Origin of the sequence: Aerosakkonema sp. BLCC-F183 (genome assembly GCF_041929145.1) — a bacterium.
Taxonomy (GTDB): domain Bacteria; phylum Cyanobacteriota; class Cyanobacteriia; order Cyanobacteriales; family Aerosakkonemataceae; genus Aerosakkonema.
The window spans coordinates 41,885-68,395 of the sequence record NZ_JBHFNU010000066.1 but is presented as its reverse complement, the minus strand read 5'-3'; the positions used below and the strand labels follow the sequence as shown (position 1 = coordinate 68,395).

Here is a 26,511-nt window from a genome sequence, read left to right as displayed (position 1 = left end):
AATAGTCAGAATTAATTAAACTCCTAATTAAGTTTCCCTTCTACTCACCTCCCCACAGAGCAGGGAGGTGGCACAATGCTCCAATTAACCACATCCCAAGATATGCTTGATGCTTTCAGCTACAGCCGCCACAGCCGCTATCTCTAAAAATGGCTGTAATGGTACTGTTATGGCAGTGAAACTAACACCAATTGCAAGACCTGCTAGAATCTTAGCAACTGCGGCAGGTATTGCAATCGTCATTGCTGGTACACTAGCAGTACCAGCAAAGGTCAAAAGTCCGCCTAGTACAACTGTGATGGCGATTAACTCCGCAGGCCCAACAGTATGGCAAGAGCTAGTTTCCGCCAGGAGCATTTGAGTAAATTGTAATGTTGTAAATAGGGGCATTTTTCTCCTTCAACACATACATTATTTGAGCTAAATTTCTTTCCGAAGAAAATTATTTTTTGTTTTCTTTCAACCTAAACCTATTTCTCACAGACTGGGTAGATACATCTATTAGAAAGTATACACAGTAAGATGTCAAGAGGGAATTTTTACGGTTTTATTTTCGTTAATTAAAATTTATTGTATATCGTAATTCTACGTTTTTATCCCTAACAAGAGCGGAATTTATTATTTAACATTCAGTATAAATACGGTTGAAATTCACATAGCCTGAAAAATCCTACTTACTTATAAATTCAGTAAAATTAACGTTTACAAAAAATCCATAATTTTTTATGGCTGTTTGCAACTCTGTGAGTTACAGGCTTGGTACGAGCTAGTTTAGCCATTATCCCTTTGTACAAACTGACATAATATCTGCAAAAACCGCGCCTACAGCAAATGAGTTCCAATACATACCAATTTCCAGTTAGCTCAAATAAATACCAGAAACCCGGTTTCTTGAAGAAACCGGGTTTCTAAATTACCGCACAGTTCCCCTCAGCGCTTCGGCGTCAATACCTTTGGTTAGATAAATTCGCACCAAATGACCGACAATTGATAGTTGCAATGGCAATTTACGCAACTTTTTCACCCATTTGGATTGAGAACTCCGATCGATCTCGGACATTTGCAAGTTCAAATCCGAACAACGATGCAAGCGATCGTAAAATTCTGGATGTTCGGTGTCGAGAACTGATGGGAATGCACGCGCTGCTGTTTCGTTGGTTTTGCGAATTACTTCCCGATCGAATTCAGTTGCATCGATTCCCAGCACGTTATAAAAACCAGTGCGTTCGTGAACGGTGAGGGTATGCGTCGCAAATACTGTTAGTAAGAAAAAGCGACTCCATAACCGAGATTGCCAAGTTTGCCAGAGTTTGGGTTGCGATCGCAATAATACTTTGAAAATATCTCCGTGGCGGTTTTCGTCCTGACACCAGCTTTCAAAGTAGCGGAATAGCGGGTAGAACTGATTTTCGGGATGTTTTTCTAAATGGCGATAAATAATGATGTAACGCCAATAGCCAATCTTCTCTGATAGATAAACTGTGTAAATTACCCACTCGATCGGGAAGAATGTATAAACTCGATTTTTTGTCAAGTAGGCTAAATCCATCGTCGAGCCAAAATCGCCCATTGCTTTGTTAAGGAATCCCGCATGGCGGGCTTCATCTCGCGCCATCAGCTGAAACATCTCGGATAGTACGGGATTGCGATCCTTGAGTTTGCGCGAGAGTTCCTTAAACAGCAGAAAGCCGGAAAATTCGGAAACGCAAGACCTCTCCAAATAATCGATAAATGCTTGTCGCGCTTCTCCAGTCAGGTTATCCCAAGAGCGATCGAACGTCTCATCGCGGACAAAGTGGTGCCGATTGTAATCCGCCCGCATTTCTGCCAGCATTGCCTGAAATTCGCTGTCCTGGGCTGACAAATCCAGCTTTGCCGCCGTTTCAAAGTCTGTCGTGTAAAAGCGGGGGGTGAGGATGTTTTCCTTGAGTGCTTTTGTTTTGCCTTCGGATACATTCAGAGTGGGCTTTGCCGGAGAAGTAACCATAGTGTGCGATCGGTTCCCTTGAAACTTCATAGCTATTAAGTTATAACACTTGTCGCTTCTTGAACAGACTCTTCAAAAAAAGTAATAAACTTCCTCTGGCCCAGTCCAGAAACCCGGTTGCTTCGTCGAGAAACATCCAGAAACCCGGTTTCTTGAAGAAACCGGGTTTCTATTCTTCAAGAAACCGGGTTTCTATGCAAAAAGACTTTGTTAAGTTATGCAAACTCTCGATCCCATTCATAGCTCGATAGCTATATAGTATGCAAGAGCCGTTTAATTGAACTGAAGCGTGCCTGCTCGACGATGTTACTGCACATTGCGCTCACAGGTATCGCCAAGAAAACAATTTCTTAAGAATGAGGGAACTCAACATGAGCCACGATTTAGCCAGCCGCCTGCGAGAAGGTACGAAACATTCCCACACCGTCGCGGAAAACACGGCATATATGAAGTGCTTCCTGAAAGGGATTGTAGAGCGGGAGCCATTTCGCAAGTTGCTGGCAAATCTGTATTATGTTTACAGTACGCTGGAAGAAGCGCTGCGGCGGCATTTGGAGCATCCAGCAATAGGAGGGATATATTTCCAAGAACTCAACCGCACGGCGAATCTGGAGAAAGATTTAGCATATTACTACGGTGAAAATTGGCGATCGGAAATTACTCCTTTACCTGCTGGTAAGATTTATGTCGATCGCCTAAACGAAATCGCCAATACCGATCCGGCACTTTTAATCGCACACGCCTACACCCGTTATATGGGCGATTTGTCCGGCGGTCAGGCGTTGAAAAATATTGTGCGATCGGCCCTAAATTTGCCTGCCGATATAGGTACTGGATTGCATGATTTCGAGCAAATTGCCACGCCAGAAGCCCGACGAGAATTCAAGGAAAAATATCGGCTTGCGCTCAATTCCTTACCGCTTGACGAAGCAACAATTCAACGCATTGTAGACGAAGCTAACTATGCTTTTCTACTCAATCGCGATGTCGTTCACGAATTGGAAGACGATGTAAAAGCTGCCATTGGCGAACACGTATTCGATCTGCTCACCCGTCAGGATAGACCCGGTAGCACAGAGCGAGTTCCGCAAAATTCCGTCAGCGAAGCTCCCGTTCTTCAACACAGCATTTAACTCAAGTTGCTAAGTATGTAGTTGGGCTTTAGCCCTGAGTATGTAGTTGGGCTTTAGCCCTGAGTATGTAGTTGGGCTTTAGCCCTGGGTATGTAGTTGGGCTTTAGCCCTGGGTATGTAGTTGGGCTTGACGCCTATTATTGCTACTGGGATAAGAGAAGAGGGCTAAAGCCCAACTACGTACCTGCCGTACCGACAATTCAGCACTTTTTCAAATATCCAGCTATCAAACAAGAAAGGAACTCCAGCGCATGAGCTTATCGCTACCCACCGTTCAATTTGACTCAGAATTACTCCGCAAATACGACCAAGCTGTACCGCGCTACACCAGTTATCCGCCGGCGACAGAGCTGAAACCTGAGTTTGAATTAGTCGATTTCAGAGCTGGGATTGCAGTCGGTAATTATAAAAAAACGCCATTATCTCTCTACTGTCATATCCCGTTTTGCGAAACGCCTTGTTATTTCTGCGGTTGCAATACTGTGATTACGCAACGCAAAGAAGTAGCAGAACCTTATCTGGACTATACGGTGCGTCACATTCGCCAGATGGCAGATTTGATTGATTCCCGCCGCCTTGTCGAGCAAATGCACTGGGGAGGAGGGACGCCGAATTATCTTTCTTTGAGTCAAATTGAAAAGTTATGGGCAGCGATTAATCAGCATTTTCGCTTCGATCCAAATGCGGAAATTTCCATAGAGGTCAATCCCCGATATTTGGATCGACAGTATGTTTTATTTTTGAAAGATTTGGGATTCAATCGGATTAGTTTTGGCATTCAAGATTTTCATCCGCAAGTGCAGGAGGCAGTTAACCGCATTCAACCAGAAGACCTGCTATTTAATGTGATGGATTGGATTCGAGAAGCGGGGTTTGAAAGCGTTAATGTTGACTTGATTTATGGGTTGCCTTTCCAAACCTTAAATACGTTCCGCGATACTATCCACAAAACGATTAAACTCGATCCCGATCGCATCGCCGTATTTAATTTTGCTTATGTACCCTGGATGAAGCCAATACAGAAACGACTTCCCCAAGAAGCACTTCCCAAAGGGCCAGAAAAACTCGATATTTTGCAAATGGCGATCGAGGATTTGAGCGCCAATGGTTATGTGTTTATTGGTATGGATCATTTCGCCAAACCAAACGATGAATTGTCGATCGCACAACGGCAAGGAAAACTGCATCGCAACTTCCAAGGTTATACTACCAAACCGGAATCCGATTTGATCGGTTTTGGCGTAACTTCTATTAGTATGCTGCATGATGTCTACGTTCAGAATCACAAACGCCTGAAAGACTTCTATCGAGCTATTGATGAGAATGTTTTGCCGATCGAACGCGGAGTGAGTCTCAGTCAAGATGATGTGATTCGCCGCACGGCAATCATGGAGTTAATGTGTCAATTCCAATTATCTAAAGACGATTTTGAAGAGAAGTATCATCTCAGCTTCGATCGAGATTTCGATGAGTATTTTGGCACGGAACGATATGAGTTGAAAAAGCTGGAAGCTGATGGATTAGTTCGCCTTTATCACAATCGCATTGAAGTGACTCCAGCGGGACGATTGTTAATCCGCAATATTGCTTCTGCTTTCGATACCTATCTGAAGCATAAAACAAATACCAATTTTTCCAAAGCAATTTAATTTTTGATCAGCAGTCATTAGTCATCGGTCATTTGTAATGGCTAATGACTACTGACTGCTGGCTGCTGACAAATAAAATGAGGGAGGCAAATAAATAATGCGTATCCTGATGATTCAACCCAATTATCACTCTGGGGGAGCCGAAATCGCCGGAAATTGGCCTCCCAGTTGGGTGCCTTACGTGGGTGGCGCATTGAAGACGGCGGGCTTCAATGAAGTACGTTTTGTTGATGCCATGACTAACTATATTGAAGATGCTGAATTAGTGGAAATCATCCGCAATTATCAGCCCGATGTAGTTCTGGCAACGGCAATTACGCCGATGATTTATAAGTCTCAAAATACCCTGAGATTGGTGAAAGAAATCAATCCCGAAACAAAGACTATTATGGGTGGCGTTCACCCAACTTATATGTATCGGGAAGTATTGAACGAAGCGCCTTGGGTTGATTATATTATTCGAGGTGAAGGCGAAGAAATTACTGTTAATTTAATGCGTGCGATCGCAGATGGTACAGACCTGTTAAATCGGCGTAATATTCTAGGTATTGCTTTTCTCGAAGATGACAAAATTGTAGCAACTCCAGCCCATCCTCCCATCAAAGATTTGAATACGCTTACCCCGGATTGGAGTCTTTTAGAATGGGAGAAATACATTTATACGCCTCTCAATACAAGAGTTGCGGTTCCCAATTATTCAAGGGGTTGTCCTTTCCGCTGTCGGTTTTGTTCCCAATGGAAATTCTGGCGGAAATACCGTTCGCGATCGCCCAAACATTTCGTTGATGAAATCGAACGGTTGGTAAAAGAATATAAAGTAGGTTTCTTTATTTTAGCAGATGAAGAACCGACGATCAACAAATCCCGGTTTATGGCGCTATGTCGCGAACTGATCGATCGCAATCTCGGCGTACATTGGGGCATCAACACGCGAGTCACCGATGTTTTGCGAGATGAAAAAGAACTGTCTTTATATCGCAAAGCGGGATTGGTTCACGTTTCGTTAGGAACAGAAGCAGCCGCCCAATTAAACCTGAATTTATTCCGCAAAGAAACTACGATCGCAGATAACAAAAGAGCAGTACAACTGTTAAGACAAAACGGCATTTTAGCGGAAGTGCAATTTATCATGGGATTGCCTACCGAAACGCCAGAAACGATCGAAGAAACTTATCGAATGGCGCGGGATTGGCAGGCGGATATGACCAATTGGAATATGTACACGCCTTGGCCATTTTCCGAACTGTTTCAGGATTTAGCAGATCAAGTTGAAATTCGCGATTATTCTCACTACAACTTCGTCACGCCGATTATTAAGCCGGAAAAGATGACGCGGGAAGAAGTTCTCAAAGGCGTACTTCGCAACTATGCTCGTTTTTATTCTTGGAAGTTTCTAGAGTATTGGTTGGAAAAAGATCCATTTAAACGCCGCTATTTGCTAGGATGTCTGTGGGCATTTGTGAAGACGACTTTTAACAAACGCTTCTACAATCTCAAACGAGTTAAGCAGAAAGGTTTACACACTGAAATTGAGTTTGGCTTTGATGAATCGAGAATTTTGAGTGCCGAACAAATGGCTAATTTGAGACAGGAACGTCCGGCTGATATAGATTTTGTGGGAACTATTTCAGCTTGTGGCGCTCCTAACGATTTGCAGTCAGGCAATACTTATACCAAAGCGCATCAGCAGCATGATATAATTCAAGTTGCCGTGATTGAGGACGATCAACAAACTCGGATCGATTTGCGCGTAAATCTGCGGGCGCAAACTGGCATTGAAGTTGCTAGCGAAGCCACAAATGCGGAAACAGGCTTAGTGCTATTAGAATCGATCGATGTTGATGTTGCTGTGGTGGATAGCACTTTACCGGATATGGATTTGGTAAAATTCATTCGCAACGCCCGTAAAGTGCAAGCCAATTCTTACGTGATTCCGTCCAAAATTTTGGTTCTGGTAAGTCCCGATGGACAAGAGCTTTTGTGCGATGCACTTGCGGCGGGAGTCGATGGTATTTGTGCCAAGAATGCTCCAATTGAAAAATTAGCAGAAGCGGTACGAATAACTCATCGGAATGGCAAATACCAAGACCCTGCGATCGCGCATCTTTTGCCAACAACTGTGACCGCCGGATAAATACAGGACTTATGCACTGGCGATCGACCGGGTTTTTGAACGAAAAGTTTACGTTTTCAGCTTGAGTTAACTGTAAAAATCCGGTTTATGACCCTGGTGCGAAACTGGCGAATCTGACAATTCGATTTGAGATTTTAGCCAGAGATTTTAGATTTATTCATCAATAAATCTAAAATCAAAAACCTTTTTTGTGGTTGAGGAAGTATTAATGACATTCGATTCCGTACAAACATCACCTGAGAATCAACCAGGTTTAAATTGGCTCATCTTTATTTTTTTTGCGATCGTACACCTGTTCGCATTATTGGCTTTTTGGTGTTTCTCCTGGTCAGCATTAGGAGTTACGATATTTCTGCACTGGTTTTTAGGAAGTATCGGCATTTGTTTGGGCTATCATCGCTTATTGAGTCATCGCAGTTTTCAAGTTCCGCAATGGCTGGAGTATGCGATCGCTTTTATCGGTGCATTAGCGCTTCAGGGAGGCCCGATTTTTTGGACAGCCGGACACCGTTTGCATCATGCCTATACCGAGGATGAATACAAAGATCCCTATTCCGCCCGGAAAGGATTTTGGTGGAGTCATATGTTATGGATGATCTTTCCTCGGAAAGAATTTTTCAACTACCAACAGTACAAGCGATTCGCTCCCGATTTAGTGCGAGAACCGTTTTACTGTTGGCTCGATCGCTACTATCTTTTTCTGCAAATTCCTCTAGGAATTTTGCTCTATGCGTTAGGTGGCTGGTCGTTTGTAATTTACGGTGTTTTCTTGAGAGCCGTTCTACTTTGGCATAGCACTTGGTTTATTAACTCCGTTACTCATGTATGGGGATATCGGACATTTGAAACCAATGATAATTCTCGCAATCTTTGGTGGGCAGCAATTGTTACTTATGGCGAAGGCTGGCATAACAACCATCACGCGCATCCCAACGTAGCCAAAGCAGGCTGGCGCTGGTGGGAAATCGATGTTACCTGGTGGGCAATTTGGTTGCTGAAAAAGTTAGGCTTAGCCCAGAAAGTAACGATGCCGCCCGCTTCAGCTACCGGGAAGCTTTAAGTAATGTAATAAAGGCGTTTCCATTACTGCCATCAAGCATATAATCCTAATAGCAATTAGGAGGAAGGGTCGAGTAGCGATCGACCCTTTCTGATTGATTAGGAGTAGATAACAGGAAAGACAAAAGGAAAAAAGCAGTATTTACTTTTTCCCTTTGCTCCGCATCCTTTTTAGCTGACAGCTACAGTTTGCGTTGGCCGCTCAAAGAATAGCTCCCTGGCTGTTTTTTCTGGTTTTGGTAGGCCATAAAAACCTGCTTCGGCTTCAATTTCATCGACTAAATCCCAAGCTTCAGTGGCTTCTTTGGAGTCATTACCAAAGTTGGCGGCAGCTGAACGAGCATTCGAGATAGCCTGCTGAAGTTTTTGTTCGAGATATGCCAATTTCGGGTTTTCTAGGAAATCACCTTTGTTCAAAATATCGGTGACGGAAATGATACCCAATAAGTCACCTTGAATGACAGGCGCACGCCATACGCCAGTATTAGCAAACAACCGCGCTACATATTCCAAACTCAGGTCGGGATTAACCACAATGCAGGGTTTACTCATAATTTCGTAAACGCGCACTTCTTTGGGGTCTTTCCCATAAGCAACGACTTTAGCTACAACGTCTGTTTCGGTAACAATGCCGTAAGCATCTTCTGAATCGCGAGCTTCTACTATCAGCGCCCGGACTTCTTTTAGCCTCATTAGCCTGACGGCTTCAGCTACAGTTGCAGAACCGCGAACAGTAGCTACATCCTGGGTCATAATATCTTTGGCCTTCATAATTGTCCTCCTTTTAGTTGGTCGAGTTCAGCCAAGTAAAGGGTTATAAGCTGTTGCAATGTTTGTCAGTATGAAAACATACTTGACTCAGATGCAATCTGCTATTGTGAGAAGACTGATTGACCAATTCAAACAGAAAATAGCTTGAATCAGTTATTGGCTTTTCAGCAAAAATTGAATCGAATTTGTCTTCGATAGCAAGGAAGAATCACGTTGTTTACAAATATTTGGTTTTCGGCATATTTGTCAATCGCTCGATGGAGACTTGATTAAAACCACGTAATATCTCCCTCAATTAATAGCGCTCGGTCAAGTTTTTATTGCAACAACTCAACCCTGCAAATATAATAACACCAAAATCAGGCTTATTGTAGCTGTTTTTACTGAAGATTATAAAATAAATATTAAAATTAACATTTTTTGAATTTGATACACACTTTCTTATATTTGTCATTAGGAATTTCTAAAATTTTATTAAAAACTCAACGTCTAGTATTTAGATAATAATTAATAGGGTTTTCAACCAATGTAAATAGTAGAGGCAAAATTTAATTGCCCCTACTAAAAGTTATAAAAATACTTGAAATTAGGCGATTTTCGCTCGCAGATACTTTACTCTGACATCATCAATAACCTCACTGAATTAAGTTGAACGTGCTAAGGAAAGGGACGATATTTTAAAGTATTTTTCCGTCTGTTTCATTAGGAAAACTAAAGGTGTTCGGATGGTTGAAAATGTTTGTTTTGGTGTTGACAACGAGTGCTTTCGGCCAGGAAAGTAAATCATCGTCATTTTATTTTCTGCTATGTATGCTACCAATTCATTTAGCAACTATCACCCACAGAAGAAAATTAAACAAACCTTAATTTTTGACTAAATTACATGGTGCTAACTAGAGAGAATATCTGGTATTATAAAAACGTAAAATTTTGAAAGCCTTTAGGTAAAAACATGAAAATTAGCGCTCGTAATGCTCTCAAAGGTAAGGTAAAACAGGTTACACCAGGAGCGGTTAATACAGAAGTAGTCATAGAAATTTCTCCTGGTGTCGAAATAGTTTCCATCATCACAAAATCTTCAGGGGAAAGCCTGGGGATTGAAGTAGGCAAAGAACTTTATGCTATCATCAAGTCAACAGATGTAATGGTTGCGGTTGATTAAAATTTACCTACAGAAACTAGCAGTTAGTCATGGTTGGCTACTAAAGTTAGGTAAATTTAGAGAAGCGAATCAGTTAACCGAACGCAAATCGATCGAGCGAGGACTCGATCGATTTCTAGCCAATGCCGATCGGCTTTGACTAAAAAGGTAGGTAATTGCTGTTCCACAGTAATAGTGATACCGGGGGATATGCCCATTTGATTTAGCTTTTTAATCATCTTTTCATCTGCATTGCGAAAACGAGTCACGATTCCTTGCTCTCCAGGTTTTAGCAACTCCAGTGGAGAAAGACAAACTGTAAAGCCTTGATTCCACATTTAACACACCTCTGTTTGGTAACTCTTTAATTAAACGAACTGAAATTAAATCTTTTTTACTTCTGGGAGACGATCCAATGTAGTTCTATCGATTTCAGCTTTTAAATGTAAAATTGCAGATTTAAAAAATTGTTATATTTTAAATCTGCAATTTTAAATAGCTCGGTTTATCGCGTCGATCCAGTAAATCTTTAAACAAGGTACGCTTCTTGATGCGTGCGAATCGTACAATCAGATTTAGGATAAGCAACACAAAGTAGAACAAATCCCTTAGCAATTTGTTCGTCATCTAAGAAATTTTGATCCGACTGATCTACTTGACCTTCAAGCAACTTTCCAACACAACTAGAACAAGACCCAGCCGAACAAGAGAATGGTAAATCTATTCCTGCGTCTTCAGCAGCTTTGAGAATATAAGTATCCTCATCTACATCAATTACTGTATCTAATTTGTACTTTTTACTTTGCAAGCGCACTTTGTAGGTAGTCGTCATTGTTCTATACCAAATCGTTGAAAATTCCGAAAAACTTACTTAAACAAAACACTGCATAAGGCTTGAGAAACCAGGTTTATAGACCCATAATCTGGGTCTTCAAGTTTAGGCATTTGCAAAAAACCGGTTTCTGACAAGCGGTGCAAGAACTGAGTTAACTGCAAGAAACACCTGCGGGAGTGCAATCACCAGCTTTGAAAGATTTGCCACAACCGCAGCTATCAGTCGCGTTAGGATTGGTAAACTTAAATCCCGATTCAATTAAACCATCGACGAAATCAATCACAAGTCCTTCGAGTAAAGATGCGCTGTTGCGATCGACATAAAAAAGCACTGCATCTTGTTCCACAACCAAATCATCATCTTTTGGGTGACTGGTGATATCCATTTTATATTCGTAACCGCTACAACCACCATCAGCAACTGCAAGGCGCACGCCTTTGCGTACAGGAGCTGTTTCTTGTGCAGCAGTAGCTCTCAAGAAAGTGCGAAGCCGAAATGCTGCTTTTTCAGTCATATTAATCGTCATAGTCGTCATAAAATCCTCCTATTTGGATAATAATTGTAGGTTGGGTTGAGGTAACGAAACCCAACGCTGTGTATCGGGTTGTTGGGTTTCGCAATAGCTCAACCCAACCTACAAAAGTCCCCATTCCCTTATTTGTGAGTTCCACATACGGGACAATGGGAATCTTTATAAGAACGACGTTTCGCGAAATTGAGAGTACCTAAATCCATCGTTAATAATTTAGAGGATAGAGTTTCTCCTACGCCAGTAATTACCTTAATTGCCTCCAGTGCAGTCAGACAAGCTAGCGTTCCCGAAACTGCTCCCAAAACACTAAAAGCGCGTTTATCCCATTCCGGTTTTTCGGGAAACAAACAAGATAAACAAGGAGTTTCGCCAGGGATAATTGTAGTTAGGTAAGCTTCCATTCCATTCATGGCTGCTTCGATCATCGGTTTACCCCAACGCACGCAAGCAGCATTCAACAAATCCCGTTCTTCAAAGTTATGAGCGCAGTCAAGAGCGATATCCGCTTGTAACACTAAAGAATCAACATTTGCTGCCGTAACGTATTCGGGAATCGCCTCTATTTCTACATCGGGATTGATGGAAGAAAGCGTTTCTTTAGCTTTGAAAACTCTGGGTTGACCTACCCAATCATCCGTCATTAAAATCTGACGGTTCATATCATCTAAGCGTAAATTTCCGCCCCTAACTAAAATTAATCGACCAACTCCCGCCACCGCTAAATATAGCGCAGCCGTACCGCCTAATCCCCCTACACCCGTGACTAATACAGTCGCTTGGCGGAGTTTACGTTGTGCTGATTCCCCAAAACCAGGGAGCATCATTTGGCGGTGATAACGTTCTAACTCAGTAGGTGTAAGGTTTAACACTTCTATTCTCCTTAGTCAGACTGAATTTCTGAGAGTAAAACCACATTTTTGGGTTTTTCGTTGAACACTTTGAACAGTTTCTGCTCTACGCCTGTTGAAGTTAAAAATAATTCATAAGACTTTACGAGAGCATCGCGGTACTTATCCAATTTTTCCTGCGGTTCGATATTGGGATAGTTCTCATCAATTTCACTAACGTACTGAGAGAACTTCTTCAAAATGTGCAGGCGATTAACATTCACAATCTGCGGATCGAAAGGAAGTTGAAAAAACTGGAAATATTCCTCAGCATCCACGATCTTTTTAAAGTCAGATAACGTTTGTGTCATTGGGCTGACTCCATTGCTTTTAGCTCTTTTTTCAGGTTGTCTAACTCTTTAAATAGCTCGTAAGTTCTACCAGCTACTTCCATAATGGTCTCGAAATCGGTGGGCAAACCTTCTGCTAAATCGTGAAGTTCCATTTTGAGTTGACCACCTTTGCTGTTGAGGCGCTTAATTTGAGTTTTCATTTCCTCAATGCTTAAGTTTGCTTGCACCATAAATTTGTTACCTCATCGAAAAATTTTAGATTTTGGATTTTGGATTTTAGATTTGTTTCCATTATTGGGTAAGGCATAAATCGTAAATCCAAAATCTCAAACCTAAAGTTGATAATTAAATGTCTGCTACTTCGCGATAGCGTTTAGCTAATTCAACCGCAGAATTAGTAATTTTTTCGCCTTCAGCAGCTAGTTTTTCCAGGGATTCAAAGCCAAAACGTTGGGCATCTCTTAGGGTTTTGGATACGACTAAAAGGCGACCTGAAAATACTAATGCCCAACCGAATCCTTCATGGCTTAAATTAATCACTACCTGACAGAGTAACCCGGTTTGTTGTTCTATGAGAGTAGCGATCGCACGATAAAAAGCCGTGATTCGCAATTGCGTTACCGGATCGACATCCCCTTCTACAGAGATTTTCCGTTTTTGTTCTTTACTAACAATTAATGGTTTGATAATCAATTCATCCGACCAATTGCGATAAACACCAAGGCTATCTTGGGCGCGAATTTGACGAACTATTTCTTGCAAGAAAGGTGTTTGAATTAGGGGCAAGTTAGTTTCTGTTGCAGTCATCGTAATTTTCTCTCGTCTCTTAAGGTCAATTGGTTGAACAAATCTACATTTGTAGGGGCGTAAGGGAGGGTTTAATTGCCTAGCTTGTGGAGCAATGTGATATATCATTAAACCCGCCCCTACTAACCTGTGGAGTGACATGATATATCATTAAACCCGTCCCTACTAACCTGTGGGGTTTATTCCTCTAAGGAATTTTCAAATGAATTTTCCTTTTGTTGGAGTGCTTTACGCAACCAAGGTGGAGGATTACCCTTTAATGTTCGTACTAAATTATTAAGTACATCAGTAATTAAATCCTCCTCAGTTTTTGACTTAATTGGTGTTACCCGCTTGCGAATTAATCTGGCGGCTGCACTTCCTCCGATCGCAGCGACATAAACAATCGTGCAATCAGATACAGCTTCCAGTTTGGGAACGAGTTTATCTTCGTTACCATCTTCTTTCAGGTCGCCACCAAAAGTCAGATTATCTACAAATTCATAACCTTCTGGCGACACTTCGTAAACTGCCATTTGTTTTGCCCAACCGAAATGGGCATCGATATGAATTAAGTCATTGGTAGCAAAAGCAATTTTCATGGCTTCTCTCCTTTTTAGTGTTTGGCTTTCGATTCCTCTTGTTCGAGGAGAAGATTGCCAAGATTAAATAAAAACTCAATAGTACCGCGATAACCAACAGTCGTAAAGTAACCGTTGCCTAAGCGATCGAAGATTGGCATTCCTTGCCTATAAAGAGGAATTCCTAATTTTTTGCTAACTCGTTTACCGTTAGAATTAGCAACTAATAAATCTGCACCGACTGCCAATTTCTCTAAGTCATCTAAGTCTCCAATTATAACCGATTCGAGGGGAAGAAGTTCAAGTACGGGAGATTGAGTTGTAGTTACAGCAGCTTGGATTTGCGCTCCCATTTCCTGTAAAAAAATGCTAGTTGAATACAGCAAATCGGGTTCCAGCGCCAGCGCTACTCGCTTGCGTCCGAAATAGAAATGAGTATCCAACATAGCATCTTGCAACTGGCGACGCTGACGCCGAAACTTTTCGGGAACTGGACACTCACTTAATTGCGATAATTTCATTAAAAATTCATCTACCGCTTGCAATCCAGTGAGTCGCGAAAATACTTGATATTCCGTACCAAATCGCTGTTGTAAAATCTTTGCCGCACCCCGCATACTTTCGCCAAAAGCGAGGGTAAAAGCAGATGCACCCACACGCTTCAAATCTGCTAAACTTGTTCCTCCCGTTGTTGTGGCGCTATACTCTCCATCGGATAAGTGACCGTCAAGAGATTCCGAGAGGTCGGGAACTGCGATCGCATCCAATCCAAAAGCTGTTACGATCTCCTTAATTTCCTCTACATCGCCTGGGGTAAACGCAGAACCTACTAACAGCGTAACTTGATTGGTTTGCTTTTCAGCTGCGATCGGTACTTCTTTGACAATACCTTCTACCGCCGCCGCAAAACCATCTTGCAATGCGCCTTTAAAATCAGGAGTCGAACAAAAAATAACAGGTACATTACTTAAATCTGGGTGACGTTTTTTCAGCGCTCTGAGGATACCTTCCATATCATCCCCTCGCGTTTCCGTTAACCCAGTCGTACAAAGTCCGATAATTTCCGGTTTGGCTTTTTCTAATAACGTTAAAATCGCCATTTCTATATTTTCTTCTCCCCCTAAAATCGTCGTGACTTCTGTCATCGCTGTGGTACTTAAAGGGATAGCTTCTCGGAAGTGACGTACTAGGAGAACTTTGGCAAACGCCGTACAACCTTGGGAACCATGAAACAATGGCATCGTTCCTTTTAAACCTAAGAATGCTAATGCTGCACCCAAAGGTTGAGATTGTTTAATTGGATTGATTGCAACGGATTTTTTGGGTGAGATTACAGTAGCCATTGTTCGATTTTGGATTTTGGATTTTGGATTTTGGATTATTTATTCAATTTTGGATTTTGGATTTAAGATTGTTGGAGTTGGAATTTTCGCAAATGTTAAGGAACTTGCTTTCTACGTAACTACTTCGTCCAACTAATCTAAAATCCAAAATCTAAAATCTAAAATTCCCAAGGTGCTGGTTGACGAACTTGCGACCAAACCGGACTGTACAAAGCTTCATCTAATTCTCTAGCCATTTCTACCATACCTGAATAACCTGAGTAGGGATGATGGCGTTCTTGGTTGATATCAAGGAAAGGAATTTTTGCTTTCAAAGCTGTGTATTGATTGCGTCCTCCCGCAATCAACATATCCGCTTTAGTTTTCTCAATTACTGTGAGGATTTCGGCAGCGTTGCCTTTCTCCAACATCATACCATCTTTACCCAACAATTCTTTAATTTTTGCCTTATCTTCTTCCGTACTTTTCTTCGTACTGGTGGCAACAACTTCCATACCTAAATCTTTGGCAGCGGAAATAATCGACCAACTTTTTACACCGCCAGTATATAACACGACGCGCTTACCTGTTAATCTAGCGCGATAAGGTGCTAAAGCTATGTTTAACTTTTCTGTTTCCTCTGCAATTAATTTTTCCGTGCGTTCTTGCAAGTCGGCATCGCCAATTTTTTGGGCAATGTTTCGCAAGCAGCGATTCATATCATCTACACCGTAGAAAGATTCCTCAATGTAAGGAATCCCGTATTTTTCTTCCATCTTTCTGCCCATGTTGATCAGCGCCTTCGAGCAGATCATCACGTTAAGTTTGGCGCGGTGGGCAGCGCAGACATCATCGTAACGAGCGTCACCAGTAATTTTAGCTAAAACGCGAATGCCTAACTTTTCAAATAAGGGAAGAACGCCCCACAATTCCCCAGCAATATTGTATTCGCCAATCAAATTAATGTCGTATGGTGTGCTATATTCCGGTTCCTTAGTACCGACGACATATTCTAATAAAGCTTCGCCGCCGATGCGGTTGCCGAGGTTTTTACTACCTACAAAGCCTGGGGAATTAACGGGAATAACTGGAGTTCCCGTTTTCTTAGCAGCAGCTTCGCAAACTGCATCTAAATCATCGCCAATTAAAGCTGTAACGCAGGTGGAATAAACGAATACTGCCGCAGGCTTGTAGCGTTCTTCTACTTCTAGAATAGCTTTATAAAGCTTTTTTTCTCCTCCAAAAATAACATCATTTTCACTCAGATCGGTGGTCAATCCAACTTTATAAAGATGGGAACCAGAGGAAAGACTACCGCGACTGCCCCAAGAATTACCAGCACAAGCGATCGGCCCGTGAACTAAATGAGCCACATCTGTAATTGGTACGAGGGCAATGCTTGCACCGTCAAACGCACAACCACCTTGGGCAGCACCGGGTTGAGCTTGTTGTTTGCAAGATTTGTTCTTCTTTTCACCGTCTTTTTTATGATTGTGTTCGCAAGCAGTTTCGGTGAGCAGTTCGGTAATTTTTTTCTGAGTGAGTTTCATCTTTCTAGTCCTTTGTCATTAGTCATTTGGCATTGGTTGTTTGTCCTTTGTCATTGGTCATTTATGATTTATCATTTGTCCTTTGTCATCATCAAAATTTAGTATGTATTTCACATTGAGAGCGATGACTAATGACTTATGACCAATGACTAATGACGGGTTAACAGATGTATTTCTTGACATCTTCACCGCACACATCAGTCAGGTAAGAAAGGGCGCGAAAGCGCAAACCAACAAACTCGTCGTAAAGGGGATTTAATTTGCAAAAAGGGGGAATGTGTAGCGTGCGTCCAAAGAGGGTGAGCTTTCGTTCAAAAGGGCATTGACAGGGAATGATTTGACAGACAAGATGGGCAAATTTGCGATCGTTTATTTCGATTCCATCCACCCATTGACGCAAGGGCCACAGGATATCAAACTTTTTGTTTCTATGAATGGAGGTGCTACTCATGACAGTAATCCAGTCGTGGGGAGTGGGGAGTGGGGGAGTGGGGGAGTGGGGAGTAGGTAGTGGGTAGTGGGTAGTGGGTAATTTCTATTCCCTAACCCCTAACCCCTATTCCCTAACCCCTCTCTTCCCCTAACCCCTTCCATCAGCGAATCAAGTCGTAAGAGATGTCGGTCTTAGCTGGGATAATCGTGTTGCGATCGAGTTCATCCAACAGGGTATTCACGATCCAATTGAGCAGGTTAATTGTACCTTGATAGCCATAAGTAGCATAGCGATGCAAGTGATGGCGATCGAAGATGGGATAACCAATGCGAACCAAGGGAGTGTGAGTATCGCGCCACAGATACTTACCGTAGGAATTACCGATTAACAAATCAACTGGTTCGGTAAACAGTAAAGATCTCAAGTGCCACAAGTCCTTACCGCCCCAAATCGTTGCACCAGCACCAAACGGACTAGAATCTAACAGCGCCCGCAATTCAGATTCAAACACATCATTGCTGTTAGTTACTACAATGTGAACTGGTTCTGCACCAACTTCTAGCAGGAATTGTGTCAAACCGATCACCAAATCTGGGTCGCCATACATCGCAATTTTCTTGCCATGCAACCATGCTTGGGAATCAGTTAAAGCGTCTACTGCGCGACCTCTTTCTTCTTCCAATTCTTTCGGAATTGGTTTACCAGTCAAAGCAGATAGCTTCATCAAAAACTCATCAGTGCCCCGGATACCAACCGGACGAGCAACATAAGTTTTTTGCTTCCAATCCGACTCAATGTAGTCGCGAGTCTTACTCGTCGAATAAGCTTGGAAAGAAATCGTAGCTTCTGCGTTAATCGAATCGCCAGCATCTTCCAGAGTTGTGCCACCATTATACATCCGATATTCTCCATCATTAGGAGAATCCAGATAATCAGAATTATCAGCCAACAAGGTGTAATTTACACCCATCAATTCAGCAAATCGCTTAATTTCACGCAAGTTGCCGATATAAGTTTCAAAACCGGGAATAAAGTTAATCTTACCGTTGGTTGTTTCCTTTTTCTTACCAGCAGTTAAGTTAGTCAAAATCCCCTTCATCATGTTGTCGTAACCAGTAATATGGGAGCCGACAAAGCTAGGAGTGTGAGCGTAAGGAACTGGCAGTTCTTGAGGAATAAAACCTTCGTCCTTCGAGGTTCTAATAAACGCTTGCAAGTCGTCTCCGATTACCTCTGCCATACAGGTAGTGCAGAGAGCGATCATTTTCGGCTTGTAGAGATTGAAAGAGGTAGCTAAACCTTCTTTCATGTTGTTCAAACCGCCGAACACCGCTGCATCTTCCGTCATTGAGGAGGAAACGGCAGAGAAAGGTTCTTTGAAGTGACGGGTAAAGTGCGATCGGAAATACGCTACGCAACCTTGAGAACCGTGAACGAAGGGCAATGTACCTTCAAAACCTACTGCTGCCAGAATTGCGCCGAGAGGTTGGCAAGCTTTCGCTGGGTTAACAGTTAGCGCTTCGCGGGAGAAGTTCTTCTCGCGATACTCCCAAGTCTTAGTCCATTCAGCGACGCGAGTAACTTCTTCTGGGCTATGTCCACCTTCAAACTCTTTTTTGGCTTTGAATAACTCTTGGTACTCATCTTGGTGGAATAACTCGGCGTGATCCTTGATATTATTGATATCGTTCTGAGCCATGACTTTTTTCCTCGATTAGGGATGTAGGGATTAGGGAATGGGGAAAGAGAAAGGGAAATGGGGAATGGGGAATGGGGAATAGGGAATGGGAAATTATCTATTCCCCTTCTTTCCCTAACTTCTAGTTTTTCTTCCAGGGCGCACCGATTAAGCTCCAGGTGGGGCTATTCAGTGCTAGATCCATGTCGCGAGCGAAGATGGCAAATCCGTCATAACCGTGATATGGGCCGGAGTAATCCCAAGAGTGCATTTGACGGAAAGGCAGAGCCATCTTTTGGAAGACGTACTTCTCTTTAATTCCGGAAGCAACTAAATCTGGCTTCAATTCTTTGATGAATTCTTCAAATTCGTAAGCAGAAACGTCATCGTAGATCAGCGTGCCGTTTTCAATGTAGTGAGTTGTACGTTTGTAGTCGTCGTTGTGACCGAATTCATATCCCGTACCGATCAAGCGCATACCTAGATCGTGGAACGCGGGAACGACGTGGCGAGGACGCAAACCACCAACCATCAACGCAACTGTTTTGCCTTCCAAACGCGGGAGATATTTCTCGAGTACTGCCTTAGTTTGTGCTTCGTATTTAGCGATAACTTCTTCGGCTTTTTGTTGAATTGTTTCGTCAAACTTGGAAGCAATTTCGCGCAGGGATTCAGCAATTTTGGTTGGGCCGAAGAAGTTGTATTCTAACCAAGGAATACCATAAGCTTCTTCCATGTGGCGGCTGATATAGTTCATGGAGCGATAGCAGTGAACTAAATTCAGCTTCACGGTTGGGGTCATCATCATTTCATGGAGAGTGCCATCCCCAGACCATTGAGCTACCACGCGCAAGCCAATTTCTTCTAACAGAATGCGGCTCGACCAAGCATCACCACCGATGTTGTAATCTCCGATAATGGCAACATCATAAGGAGTGCCTTCGATACCCAATTCTTTCTTTTTCTTATCTGCTTGGGGGAATACCCAGTCGCGCACGGCGTCGTTAGCAATGTGGTGACCGAGAGATTGAGAAACACCCCGGAATCCTTCGCAGCGAACCGGAACAACGGTTTTGCCAGTTTCCTTTGCCGCTTTCTTGGCAACAGCTTCGATGTCATCCCCAATTAAACCGATCGGACATTCAGATTGAATCGAAATGCCTCGGTTAAGAGGAAACAAATCTTCCAATTCATCAATCAGCTTCGCCAATTTCTTATCACCACCGAACACGATATCGCGTTCTTGGAAGTCGGAGGTGAATTGCATCGTACCAAAGGTATCAATGCCAGTCGTACCAATATAATAGTTGCGTCGTCCAGACCAGGAATAATAACCGCAACCTACAGGGCCGTGACTGATGTGGATCATGTCTTTGATCGGGCCCCAAACCACACCTTTCGATCCGGCGTAGGCGCAACCGCGAGTGGTCATCGAACCTGGAACGGATTTGATATTAGATTTTACGCCGCAGTCGGATTTGCCTTCTTCGTAAACGTTGAGGTGCTTTTCTCTCTTTTTGCGCGATTTGTCAGGATAAGCTTCCAGGACTTCTTTAATTAGTTCTTTAGTTTCGGCTATGGGTCGCTGGGCAGCCGCAGTTACTTCGTTTTCGTTTAAAGTAGCAGATTCGATCGGGGTCATAAGGTTTCTCTCTCGAATTTTAGGGATTAGGGATTAGGGATTGGGAAAGAGGAGAGTAGGGGCAGGGGAGCAGGGGAGCAGGGGAGCAGGGGAGGATTGATTTTTCCCAATTGCCCCCCCCGACCCCCCCAAGTTTGGGGGGAGTAGGGGGTGTATTCCCAATTCCCCATTCCCCATCTAGACGGCAACAGGGGCTTTTGCTTGGTCTTGAGCGATCGCTTTTTGGTATTCTTCTTCGCCGCCCAGGATGCCGAATTCCACCAACAAGTCTTCCAGTTCGTCCATCGAGATTGGAGTTGGAATGGTCAGATTCTTGTTGTCGATGATCTTCTTAGCTAATTGACGGTATTCTTCAGTTTGTTTGTGGTCGGGTGCGTACTCCAGTACGGTCATGCGGCGTAGTTCGGCGTGTTGAACAACGTTGTCGCGAGGTACGAAGTGGATCATTTGGGTGTTCAGACGCTTAGCCAAAGTTTCGATCAGTTCGAGTTCGCGGTCAACTTTACGGCTGTTACAAATCAAACCACCTAAGCGCACGCCACCGGAGTGTGCATACTTCAGAATGCCTCGTGCAATGTTGTTAGCAGCATACATTGCCATCATTTCACCGGAGGTGACGATGTAGATTTCTTGCGCTTTTCCTTCCCGGATCGGCATTGCGAAACCACCGCAAACAACGTCGCCCAATACGTCGTAGGAAACGAAATCTAGGTCTTCGTAAGCACCGTTTTCTTCCAAGAAGTTGATGGCGGTGATGATACCACGTCCGGCGCAACCTACACCGGGTTCTGGGCCACCAGACTCAACGCAACGTACATCGCGATAGCCAGTCAACAATACTTCTTCGAGTTCTAGATCTTCTACTGCGCCGCGTTCTGCTGCTAAGTGCAGAATGGTAGTTTGGGCTTTGCTGTGCAACATCAAGCGGGTAGAGTCAGCTTTCGGGTCGCATCCTACGATCATGATCCGTTGGCCCATTTCTGCCATTGCTGCGATCGTATTTTGAGAGGTGGTAGATTTACCGATACCGCCTTTGCCGTAGAACGCAATCTGTCTAATTTTTTCGTCAGTCATGATGATTCTCTCTGCTTAGTAGGTGAGTGTGTCTTGTTGGTGTTTGGGTGAGTAACGCCAACCTCGCGGAAGAAAGTGCGGGATGTGCGTTTTGGGAGAAGGAGCATCGCAGGAGGCGATCGCCCTTTCGATTCGTAAATAATCATTGTTTTAGGTATGTAGTTGCGCTTTGGCGCTAGATAGAAGAGGTTTTCAACTGAGCAATTTCTCTAAATTGCTTCTACAACTAAGGTGGGTGAAACGCGCTCTTGTAATTTGGCTTCGATCGCATATTTCAGCGTTGCTAAACTGCCAGAACAAGTACCGCAAGCTCCCTTTAATTGCACTTTCACTTTGTCGCCATCGACATCGTAGAGTTCGATATCTCCCCCATCCAGAGCTAGGAAGGGTTTGATTTCGGAATCGATAACTTGTTGAATTAGAGTAATTTTTTGCAGGTTTGTCAGCGGACGAGCAACTTGCACTTGCGTCTCTGTTTTCGTTGCTACTGCTACTGAACTTGCCGTTGAAACGCTGGCTTCTTCAACTTTAGCAGCACTTTGCGCTTTCATTTCTTGCCAAGCATCGGCAATAATATCGTCAATATCTACCAGACAAGTACCGCAACCACCGCCTGCTTTTATATAATTAGTTACTTGCTCGGCAGTGTCAAGTTTATTTTCAATTACTACTCGCTTAATTCGTCCTTCGCTAATACCGTAACACCGACATACTAGCGCACTTTCATCTTCTTCGTGAACAACAATTGGAATTCCTTTATAAGAAGATATCGCTGCTTCCAGTGCTTCTTGTCCCATCACTGAACAGTGCATTTTCTCTTCCGGCAAACCGCCTAGATATTCTGCAATCTGACGATTTGTAATCTTCATTGCTTCTTCAACTGTCATGCCAATAATCATTTCAGTTAAAGCGGAAGAAGAAGCGATCGCACTGGCACAACCGAAAGTTTGAAAGCGAGCATCTAAAATTATATTCGTGCTTTCATCAATTTTCAAGTGCAATCTTAGCGCATCTCCGCAAGCAATACTGCCAATTTCTCCGGTAACGATTTTTAATCCTGGTTCGTCAGTTGCTTCTATTACTCCCTGATGTTTGGGATTGTAGAAGAGATCCATTACTTTTTCTGTATAGTCCCACATGGCAGCCTCTCTCGATTTTGGATTTTGGATTTTGGATTTTGGATTGGGTAGTGGGTAGTAGGTAGTGGATTATTTTCTATTCCCTAATCCCGACGCCCTCGCCCCGACGCCCTTAATTCTTAGCTAGAGCAACGGCTTTTTCTTGTTCTTGCAGCCAAGATTCTTCGTCACTTTGGAACGGTGATAATGCTCGTAAACGTTCTACTATTTGCGGCATTATGGTTAGCACTCGATCGACTTCTTCGTCAGTAGTGTAACGAGAAAGCGAGAAACGAATCGAACCGTGCAACACTGAATAAGGTAAACCCAATGCTCTGAGTACGTGGGAAGGTTCTAGAGAACCAGAAGTACAAGCAGAACCAGAAGAAGCACAGATCCCGTATTGGTCGAGGGAGAGGAGAATTGCTTCACCTTCGATATATTTGAAACCGATATTGGTGGTATTAGGAAGTCTTTGGGTAAGGTGGCCGTTGACTTGGCTGTTGGGGATAGTAGAAAGCAGACCTTTTTCTAAGCGATCGCGTAACTGCTTTTCTTTTTTCACATCTGGCAAATGCGTTAAAGCTAACTCACTTGCTTTACCCAGTGCCACAATTCCGGGTACGTTTTCGGTACCAGCACGCCGTCCTCTTTCTTGATGTCCTCCTACTAATAGGGGACGGAATCGGACGCCTTTTCTCACGTACAATGCCCCAATTCCTTTAGGAGCGTGCAGTTTGTGCCCAGAGAGTGTGAGTAAATCCACTACACTATTTTTCATGTTCAAGGGAATTTTACCCACTGCTTGAACAGCATCTACATGAAATATAGCACCTTTTTCTTTGACAATCTGACCGATTTGTTCGATTGGAAAAATAACGCCTGTTTCATTATTAGCATACATGATTGACACTAAAGCAGTGCCACCTGTCAGCGAAGCTTCCAATTCATCCAGGTCTAATTGACCTTCTTTATTTACGGAAAGATAGGTAACTTTATAGCCTTGGCTTTCCAGCAGTTTGCACTGACTGAGAATAGCGGCGTGTTCGACTTCTGTAGTAACGATATGGTTTTTATTGGGCTGGATTGCTAGGGCCGATCGGATCGCCGTATTATTTCCTTCCGTGCCACAACTGGTAAATACTATTTCGGTGGCTTCTGCGCCCAATAAAGCTGCAACTTGTTCCCTTGCTTGTTTAACTTCCTTCCCAACTTGTCCGCCAAAAGTGTGCATTGAAGAAGGGTTGCCATAATATTCAGTTAAAAAAGGGAGTATTGCCTCAAGGACTAGGGGATCTACCTTGGTAGTGGCATTGTTATCTAAATAAATGACTGACATTGCTAACTGGGGAATTGGGATTGGGAAATGGTTAAGAGGGTGGGAGTGGGTAGGAAGAGAGAAGTGAATGATTTCTCTCTTCTCTAGCGCCTAGTGTTTAGCTTTCGCTCGCCAGTACGGAATCAGTACAAACTTGGATGGAAAGCCACTTTTGGTAATATTCAGAAGCTACTTTTTCGATTAAGTCGTAAGCTTCTACCGCTTCAATGCCAGCTTTCTTCAACTGTTCTTGGGGACAACTACCGATCTTGGAAACTAAAACTGCTTTGCAACCTTCCAGCATTTTCAGCATACCGTCGAGAGAATCTTCCTCTCCATAACCGCCTTGGCAATATTGCTCGACTTTGCGGTGTCCGACAAATTTGGCTTCGTTAGCATCCACTTCGTAAACCATGAATTCTCTGGCATGACCGAAGTGTTGATTGACTAATCCGCCGCCTTTGGTAGCGACTGCAACTAAAATTTTGGGAGAATTTGCAACTTTCTTTTGTGCTTTGGCAGCTTTGGCAGCTTTTTGTTCTTCTTGAACTTTATCGATCGCAGCGTGAAGTTCTTGGCGTTTTTCTAGGTTATATTCCGGTGCCATTTCCAAGAATTTTTCTTTGGTAAATTCTTGACTCCGGTCTTCACCCAATAATCCCACTGCATCGGCACGACACTGGCGACAGTGGCGCATCATCTTCATATTGCCGGAACATTTATCTTGCAGCGCTTTCAGTTCCTTGGGTGTTGGGCCGCGCTGACCTGTCAAACCAAAGTGCGTGCCGTGTTCGGGTGCGGAGATCAGGGGCATGATATTGTGCAGGAATGCACCATTCTCGCGAATTACCCGATCGACTTCTGCCAGGTGTTCGTCGTTAATGCCTGGAATCATCACGGAGTTAACTTTGCACAGGATATCGGCTTCCTTGAGGGCTTGCAATCCTTCCATCTGCCGTTCGTGCAGAATTCTTACTCCTTCAATGCCTTTGTAGCGTTTGCGCCGGTAGTGAACCCAAGGGTAAATCTTTGTGCCGACTTCCGGATCTACCATATTAATAGTGATGGTGACGTGATCGACGTTGAGTTTTTTGATGCGATCGACGTAATCTGGCAGCATTAAGCCGTTGGTTGACAAGCACAGTTTAATATCTGGGGCTTTGTCGGCAATTAACTCAAATGTGCGGAAAGTTTTTTCTGGGTTGGCTAAGGGGTCGCCAGGGCCAGCAATTCCCAACACCGTCATCTGAGGAATCTTACCCGCAATTACCAGTACCTTATGGGCGGCTTCTTCGGGAGTTAGCAGTTCGCTGACCACACCAGGTCGGCTTTCGTTGGCACAATCATATTTGCGGTTGCAGTAGTTGCACTGAATGTTGCAAGCAGGTGCAACAGCAACGTGCATTCTAGCATAGTGATGATGCGCTTCTTCACTGTAGCAAGGGTGCTTGGCGATGCGCTCTTTGATTTTTTCATCGTGGGAGATTTCAGTAGAAGAGGAACTACAGCCGCAACCACCAGATTTTTTGGGTTGGGAGAGTGCGTCGGGCTGCGCTTTCGCTTCTGTTTTTGCCAGTAGTTCTGTAGTTGGTGACATCGAAATCCGTAGGTCAAGTAAACGAACTGATTTATCGACGTAGAACACTTATGTGCAAAAGTAGCGAAGTTTGGTTTATCTTCCCTTCTGCTGAAACTTAAGTGCCTGACGTTATGAAATTTATATCAGTCGTCTTCCGGTAGTCAGAACAATTCGACCCGCTTCAGATTTATTGAATATATTAGATTTGTACTCAAAGACTCAAACCCTTCCCCAATCAGCATCGCAGCGAATCAAAAATTTTTTTTGGGATCGGGGTACTGGTATTTTTGGGTTGAGGTACAAGTATTTATGGAGCAGGGGACTATAATTCTGTGTACTCACGTCTAAATCCAGTCTAGGAGTGGCTTTGAGGGCATTTTGCATAGCCTTTTTTGAGCTTTTAAGCTGCACTCAAAAACTACTCACTAGGGCTGGAATAGTCTGAATCTGACTACTCTCCCGCTCCTATAAAATTTTTATTGTGTATCTAAAGTATCACTTTATCTAAAAACGGTATTTATGATGACAAAATTTGTTACATTCAACCCGCCAGATGGCTTTTTGGTGAACTTTGGCAAATCAAAACAGTCATAAAAAGTACTCAAGTAAAAAGGGCTCAAAGCCAGACAGAGCCTGGGTAAGGCTGAGTACAGAAAATACTAGAACCCCGATCGATAAATACTCATGCCTCTGGCGAAAAATACTAGAACCCCTACCCCCAAAAAATTTTTTTCTTGCCTATTTCAATAGGTTTGAATAAGTTGAGTACAAACTTAATAAATCTAATAAATCCAATCTTCGTGCCCTTTTTCGCTGGAATGAGAGGCATCTGATATAAGCAGGAGAACAGAAGTTAGAAACTAGGGCGTCGGGAATAGGGCGTCGGGGTTAAGGAAGAGCGAATAGGGAAAATATTAATTCTCCCGCTCTCCCGCTCCCCCACTCCCCCCCTCCCCCTCCTCATCCACTCACCCACTTCTCCGCAAATGCTACAGCCTTACACCCCTTT

General features: G+C 43.3%; 25 protein-coding genes. 5 read left to right on the top strand and 20 right to left on the bottom strand.

Translation table 11 applies throughout. From position 1 onward, the window contains the following. Window positions 1-84: 84 nt before the first annotated feature. A complete protein-coding gene (locus tag ACE1CD_RS19765) occupies window positions 85-390 on the bottom strand; it encodes a hypothetical protein (protein WP_374826060.1) in 306 nt (101 codons plus the stop codon). A 523-nt stretch (window positions 391-913) separates the two neighbouring features. Then, the gene (gene acsF, locus ACE1CD_RS19760; RefSeq protein ID WP_374826081.1) at window positions 914-1,987 is read right to left on the bottom strand and encodes a magnesium-protoporphyrin IX monomethyl ester (oxidative) cyclase; all 1,074 of its coding nucleotides are present in this window, start codon (window positions 1,985-1,987) and stop codon (window positions 914-916) included. A 371-nt stretch (window positions 1,988-2,358) separates the two neighbouring features. Here acsF and ACE1CD_RS19755 point away from each other — a divergent pair, with 371 nt between their 5' ends. The 4 genes from ACE1CD_RS19755 (at window position 2,359) to ACE1CD_RS19740 (ending at window position 7,963) form a co-directional block, all read left to right on the top strand. Then, complete coding sequence (locus tag ACE1CD_RS19755; RefSeq protein WP_374793801.1) at window positions 2,359-3,120, top strand: heme oxygenase (biliverdin-producing); 762 nt, start codon at window positions 2,359-2,361, stop codon at window positions 3,118-3,120. A gap of 251 nt (window positions 3,121-3,371) precedes the next feature. Further along, complete coding sequence (gene hemN / locus ACE1CD_RS19750) at window positions 3,372-4,769, top strand: oxygen-independent coproporphyrinogen III oxidase (protein ID WP_374793800.1); 1,398 nt, start codon at window positions 3,372-3,374, stop codon at window positions 4,767-4,769. Window positions 4,770-4,866: 97 nt separating this feature from the next. Then, entirely contained in the window at window positions 4,867-6,903 is a 2,037-nt protein-coding gene (gene bchE, locus ACE1CD_RS19745) for a magnesium-protoporphyrin IX monomethyl ester anaerobic oxidative cyclase (protein WP_374826059.1), read from the top strand. 208 nt (window positions 6,904-7,111) lie between these two features. Further along, a complete protein-coding gene (locus ACE1CD_RS19740) occupies window positions 7,112-7,963 on the top strand; it encodes an acyl-CoA desaturase (RefSeq protein WP_374826058.1) in 852 nt (283 codons plus the stop codon). Window positions 7,964-8,133: 170 nt separating this feature from the next. On the opposite strand, the gene ACE1CD_RS19735 is transcribed toward ACE1CD_RS19740, so the two are convergent. Beyond that, window positions 8,134-8,733: a CBS domain-containing protein gene (locus tag ACE1CD_RS19735; protein WP_374826057.1), complete on the bottom strand. Its 600-nt coding sequence runs from the start codon at window positions 8,731-8,733 to the stop codon at window positions 8,134-8,136. 952 nt (window positions 8,734-9,685) lie between these two features. Between ACE1CD_RS19735 and ACE1CD_RS19730 the strand changes: the two genes are divergently transcribed. Further along, window positions 9,686-9,895 (top strand): molybdopterin-binding protein, encoded by a 210-nt coding sequence (locus ACE1CD_RS19730; RefSeq protein ID WP_190462894.1) that lies wholly within the window; start codon window positions 9,686-9,688, stop codon window positions 9,893-9,895. Between the two features lie 56 nt (window positions 9,896-9,951). Here the strand turns inward: ACE1CD_RS19730 and ACE1CD_RS19725 are convergent, their stop codons facing one another. From ACE1CD_RS19725 to nifB, 17 genes are all read right to left on the bottom strand, one after another. Then, window positions 9,952-10,212 carry a FeoA family protein gene (locus ACE1CD_RS19725; RefSeq protein ID WP_374793796.1) on the bottom strand — a complete coding sequence of 87 codons (261 nt, stop codon included), beginning with the start codon at window positions 10,210-10,212 and terminating at the stop codon, window positions 9,952-9,954. Window positions 10,213-10,403: 191 nt separating this feature from the next. Next, on the bottom strand, window positions 10,404-10,706 hold the full coding sequence (locus ACE1CD_RS19720) for a 2Fe-2S iron-sulfur cluster-binding protein (RefSeq protein WP_374793795.1): 303 nt from the start codon (window positions 10,704-10,706) through the stop codon (window positions 10,404-10,406). A 154-nt stretch (window positions 10,707-10,860) separates the two neighbouring features. Beyond that, the gene (locus ACE1CD_RS19715) at window positions 10,861-11,244 is read right to left on the bottom strand and encodes a HesB/IscA family protein (RefSeq protein WP_374793794.1); all 384 of its coding nucleotides are present in this window, start codon (window positions 11,242-11,244) and stop codon (window positions 10,861-10,863) included. Between the two features lie 119 nt (window positions 11,245-11,363). Continuing rightward, window positions 11,364-12,110, bottom strand: coding sequence for a ThiF family adenylyltransferase (locus ACE1CD_RS19710; RefSeq protein ID WP_374791722.1), 747 nt, complete (start codon window positions 12,108-12,110; stop codon window positions 11,364-11,366). 11 nt (window positions 12,111-12,121) lie between these two features. Further along, a complete protein-coding gene (nifW, locus tag ACE1CD_RS19705) occupies window positions 12,122-12,439 on the bottom strand; it encodes a nitrogenase-stabilizing/protective protein NifW (protein ID WP_374826056.1) in 318 nt (105 codons plus the stop codon). Continuing rightward, the gene (locus tag ACE1CD_RS19700) at window positions 12,436-12,651 is read right to left on the bottom strand and encodes a CCE_0567 family metalloprotein (protein ID WP_374791718.1); all 216 of its coding nucleotides are present in this window, start codon (window positions 12,649-12,651) and stop codon (window positions 12,436-12,438) included. Before ACE1CD_RS19700 ends, nifW begins: the two co-directional genes overlap by 4 nt. Before the next feature lie 115 nt (window positions 12,652-12,766). Continuing rightward, complete coding sequence (locus tag ACE1CD_RS19695; protein WP_374791716.1) at window positions 12,767-13,228, bottom strand: NifX-associated nitrogen fixation protein; 462 nt, start codon at window positions 13,226-13,228, stop codon at window positions 12,767-12,769. A 179-nt stretch (window positions 13,229-13,407) separates the two neighbouring features. Next, window positions 13,408-13,809 (bottom strand): nitrogen fixation protein NifX, encoded by a 402-nt coding sequence (gene nifX / locus ACE1CD_RS19690; protein ID WP_374791714.1) that lies wholly within the window; start codon window positions 13,807-13,809, stop codon window positions 13,408-13,410. Between the two features lie 14 nt (window positions 13,810-13,823). Beyond that, the gene (nifN, locus tag ACE1CD_RS19685; RefSeq protein ID WP_374826055.1) at window positions 13,824-15,131 is read right to left on the bottom strand and encodes a nitrogenase iron-molybdenum cofactor biosynthesis protein NifN; all 1,308 of its coding nucleotides are present in this window, start codon (window positions 15,129-15,131) and stop codon (window positions 13,824-13,826) included. A gap of 158 nt (window positions 15,132-15,289) precedes the next feature. After that, window positions 15,290-16,660, bottom strand: a complete 1,371-nt coding sequence (nifE, locus tag ACE1CD_RS19680) for a nitrogenase iron-molybdenum cofactor biosynthesis protein NifE (RefSeq protein ID WP_374826054.1) — start codon at window positions 16,658-16,660, stop codon at window positions 15,290-15,292. Window positions 16,661-16,820: 160 nt separating this feature from the next. Continuing rightward, complete coding sequence (locus tag ACE1CD_RS19675) at window positions 16,821-17,111, bottom strand: Mo-dependent nitrogenase C-terminal domain-containing protein (RefSeq protein WP_374791708.1); 291 nt, start codon at window positions 17,109-17,111, stop codon at window positions 16,821-16,823. Window positions 17,112-17,253: 142 nt separating this feature from the next. Beyond that, the gene (gene nifK, locus ACE1CD_RS19670; RefSeq protein WP_374791706.1) at window positions 17,254-18,792 is read right to left on the bottom strand and encodes a nitrogenase molybdenum-iron protein subunit beta; all 1,539 of its coding nucleotides are present in this window, start codon (window positions 18,790-18,792) and stop codon (window positions 17,254-17,256) included. A 121-nt stretch (window positions 18,793-18,913) separates the two neighbouring features. Continuing rightward, a complete protein-coding gene (gene nifD / locus ACE1CD_RS19665; RefSeq protein WP_374791704.1) occupies window positions 18,914-20,413 on the bottom strand; it encodes a nitrogenase molybdenum-iron protein alpha chain in 1,500 nt (499 codons plus the stop codon). Window positions 20,414-20,590: 177 nt separating this feature from the next. Next, entirely contained in the window at window positions 20,591-21,487 is an 897-nt protein-coding gene (gene nifH / locus ACE1CD_RS19660; RefSeq protein WP_374791702.1) for a nitrogenase iron protein, read from the bottom strand. Window positions 21,488-21,696: 209 nt separating this feature from the next. Beyond that, the gene (nifU, locus tag ACE1CD_RS19655; protein WP_374791700.1) at window positions 21,697-22,626 is read right to left on the bottom strand and encodes a Fe-S cluster assembly protein NifU; all 930 of its coding nucleotides are present in this window, start codon (window positions 22,624-22,626) and stop codon (window positions 21,697-21,699) included. A gap of 112 nt (window positions 22,627-22,738) precedes the next feature. Then, the gene (nifS, locus tag ACE1CD_RS19650; RefSeq protein ID WP_374791698.1) at window positions 22,739-23,944 is read right to left on the bottom strand and encodes a cysteine desulfurase NifS; all 1,206 of its coding nucleotides are present in this window, start codon (window positions 23,942-23,944) and stop codon (window positions 22,739-22,741) included. Between the two features lie 97 nt (window positions 23,945-24,041). After that, entirely contained in the window at window positions 24,042-25,520 is a 1,479-nt protein-coding gene (nifB, locus tag ACE1CD_RS19645) for a nitrogenase cofactor biosynthesis protein NifB (RefSeq protein WP_374826053.1), read from the bottom strand. Window positions 25,521-26,511: the final 991 nt, after the last annotated feature.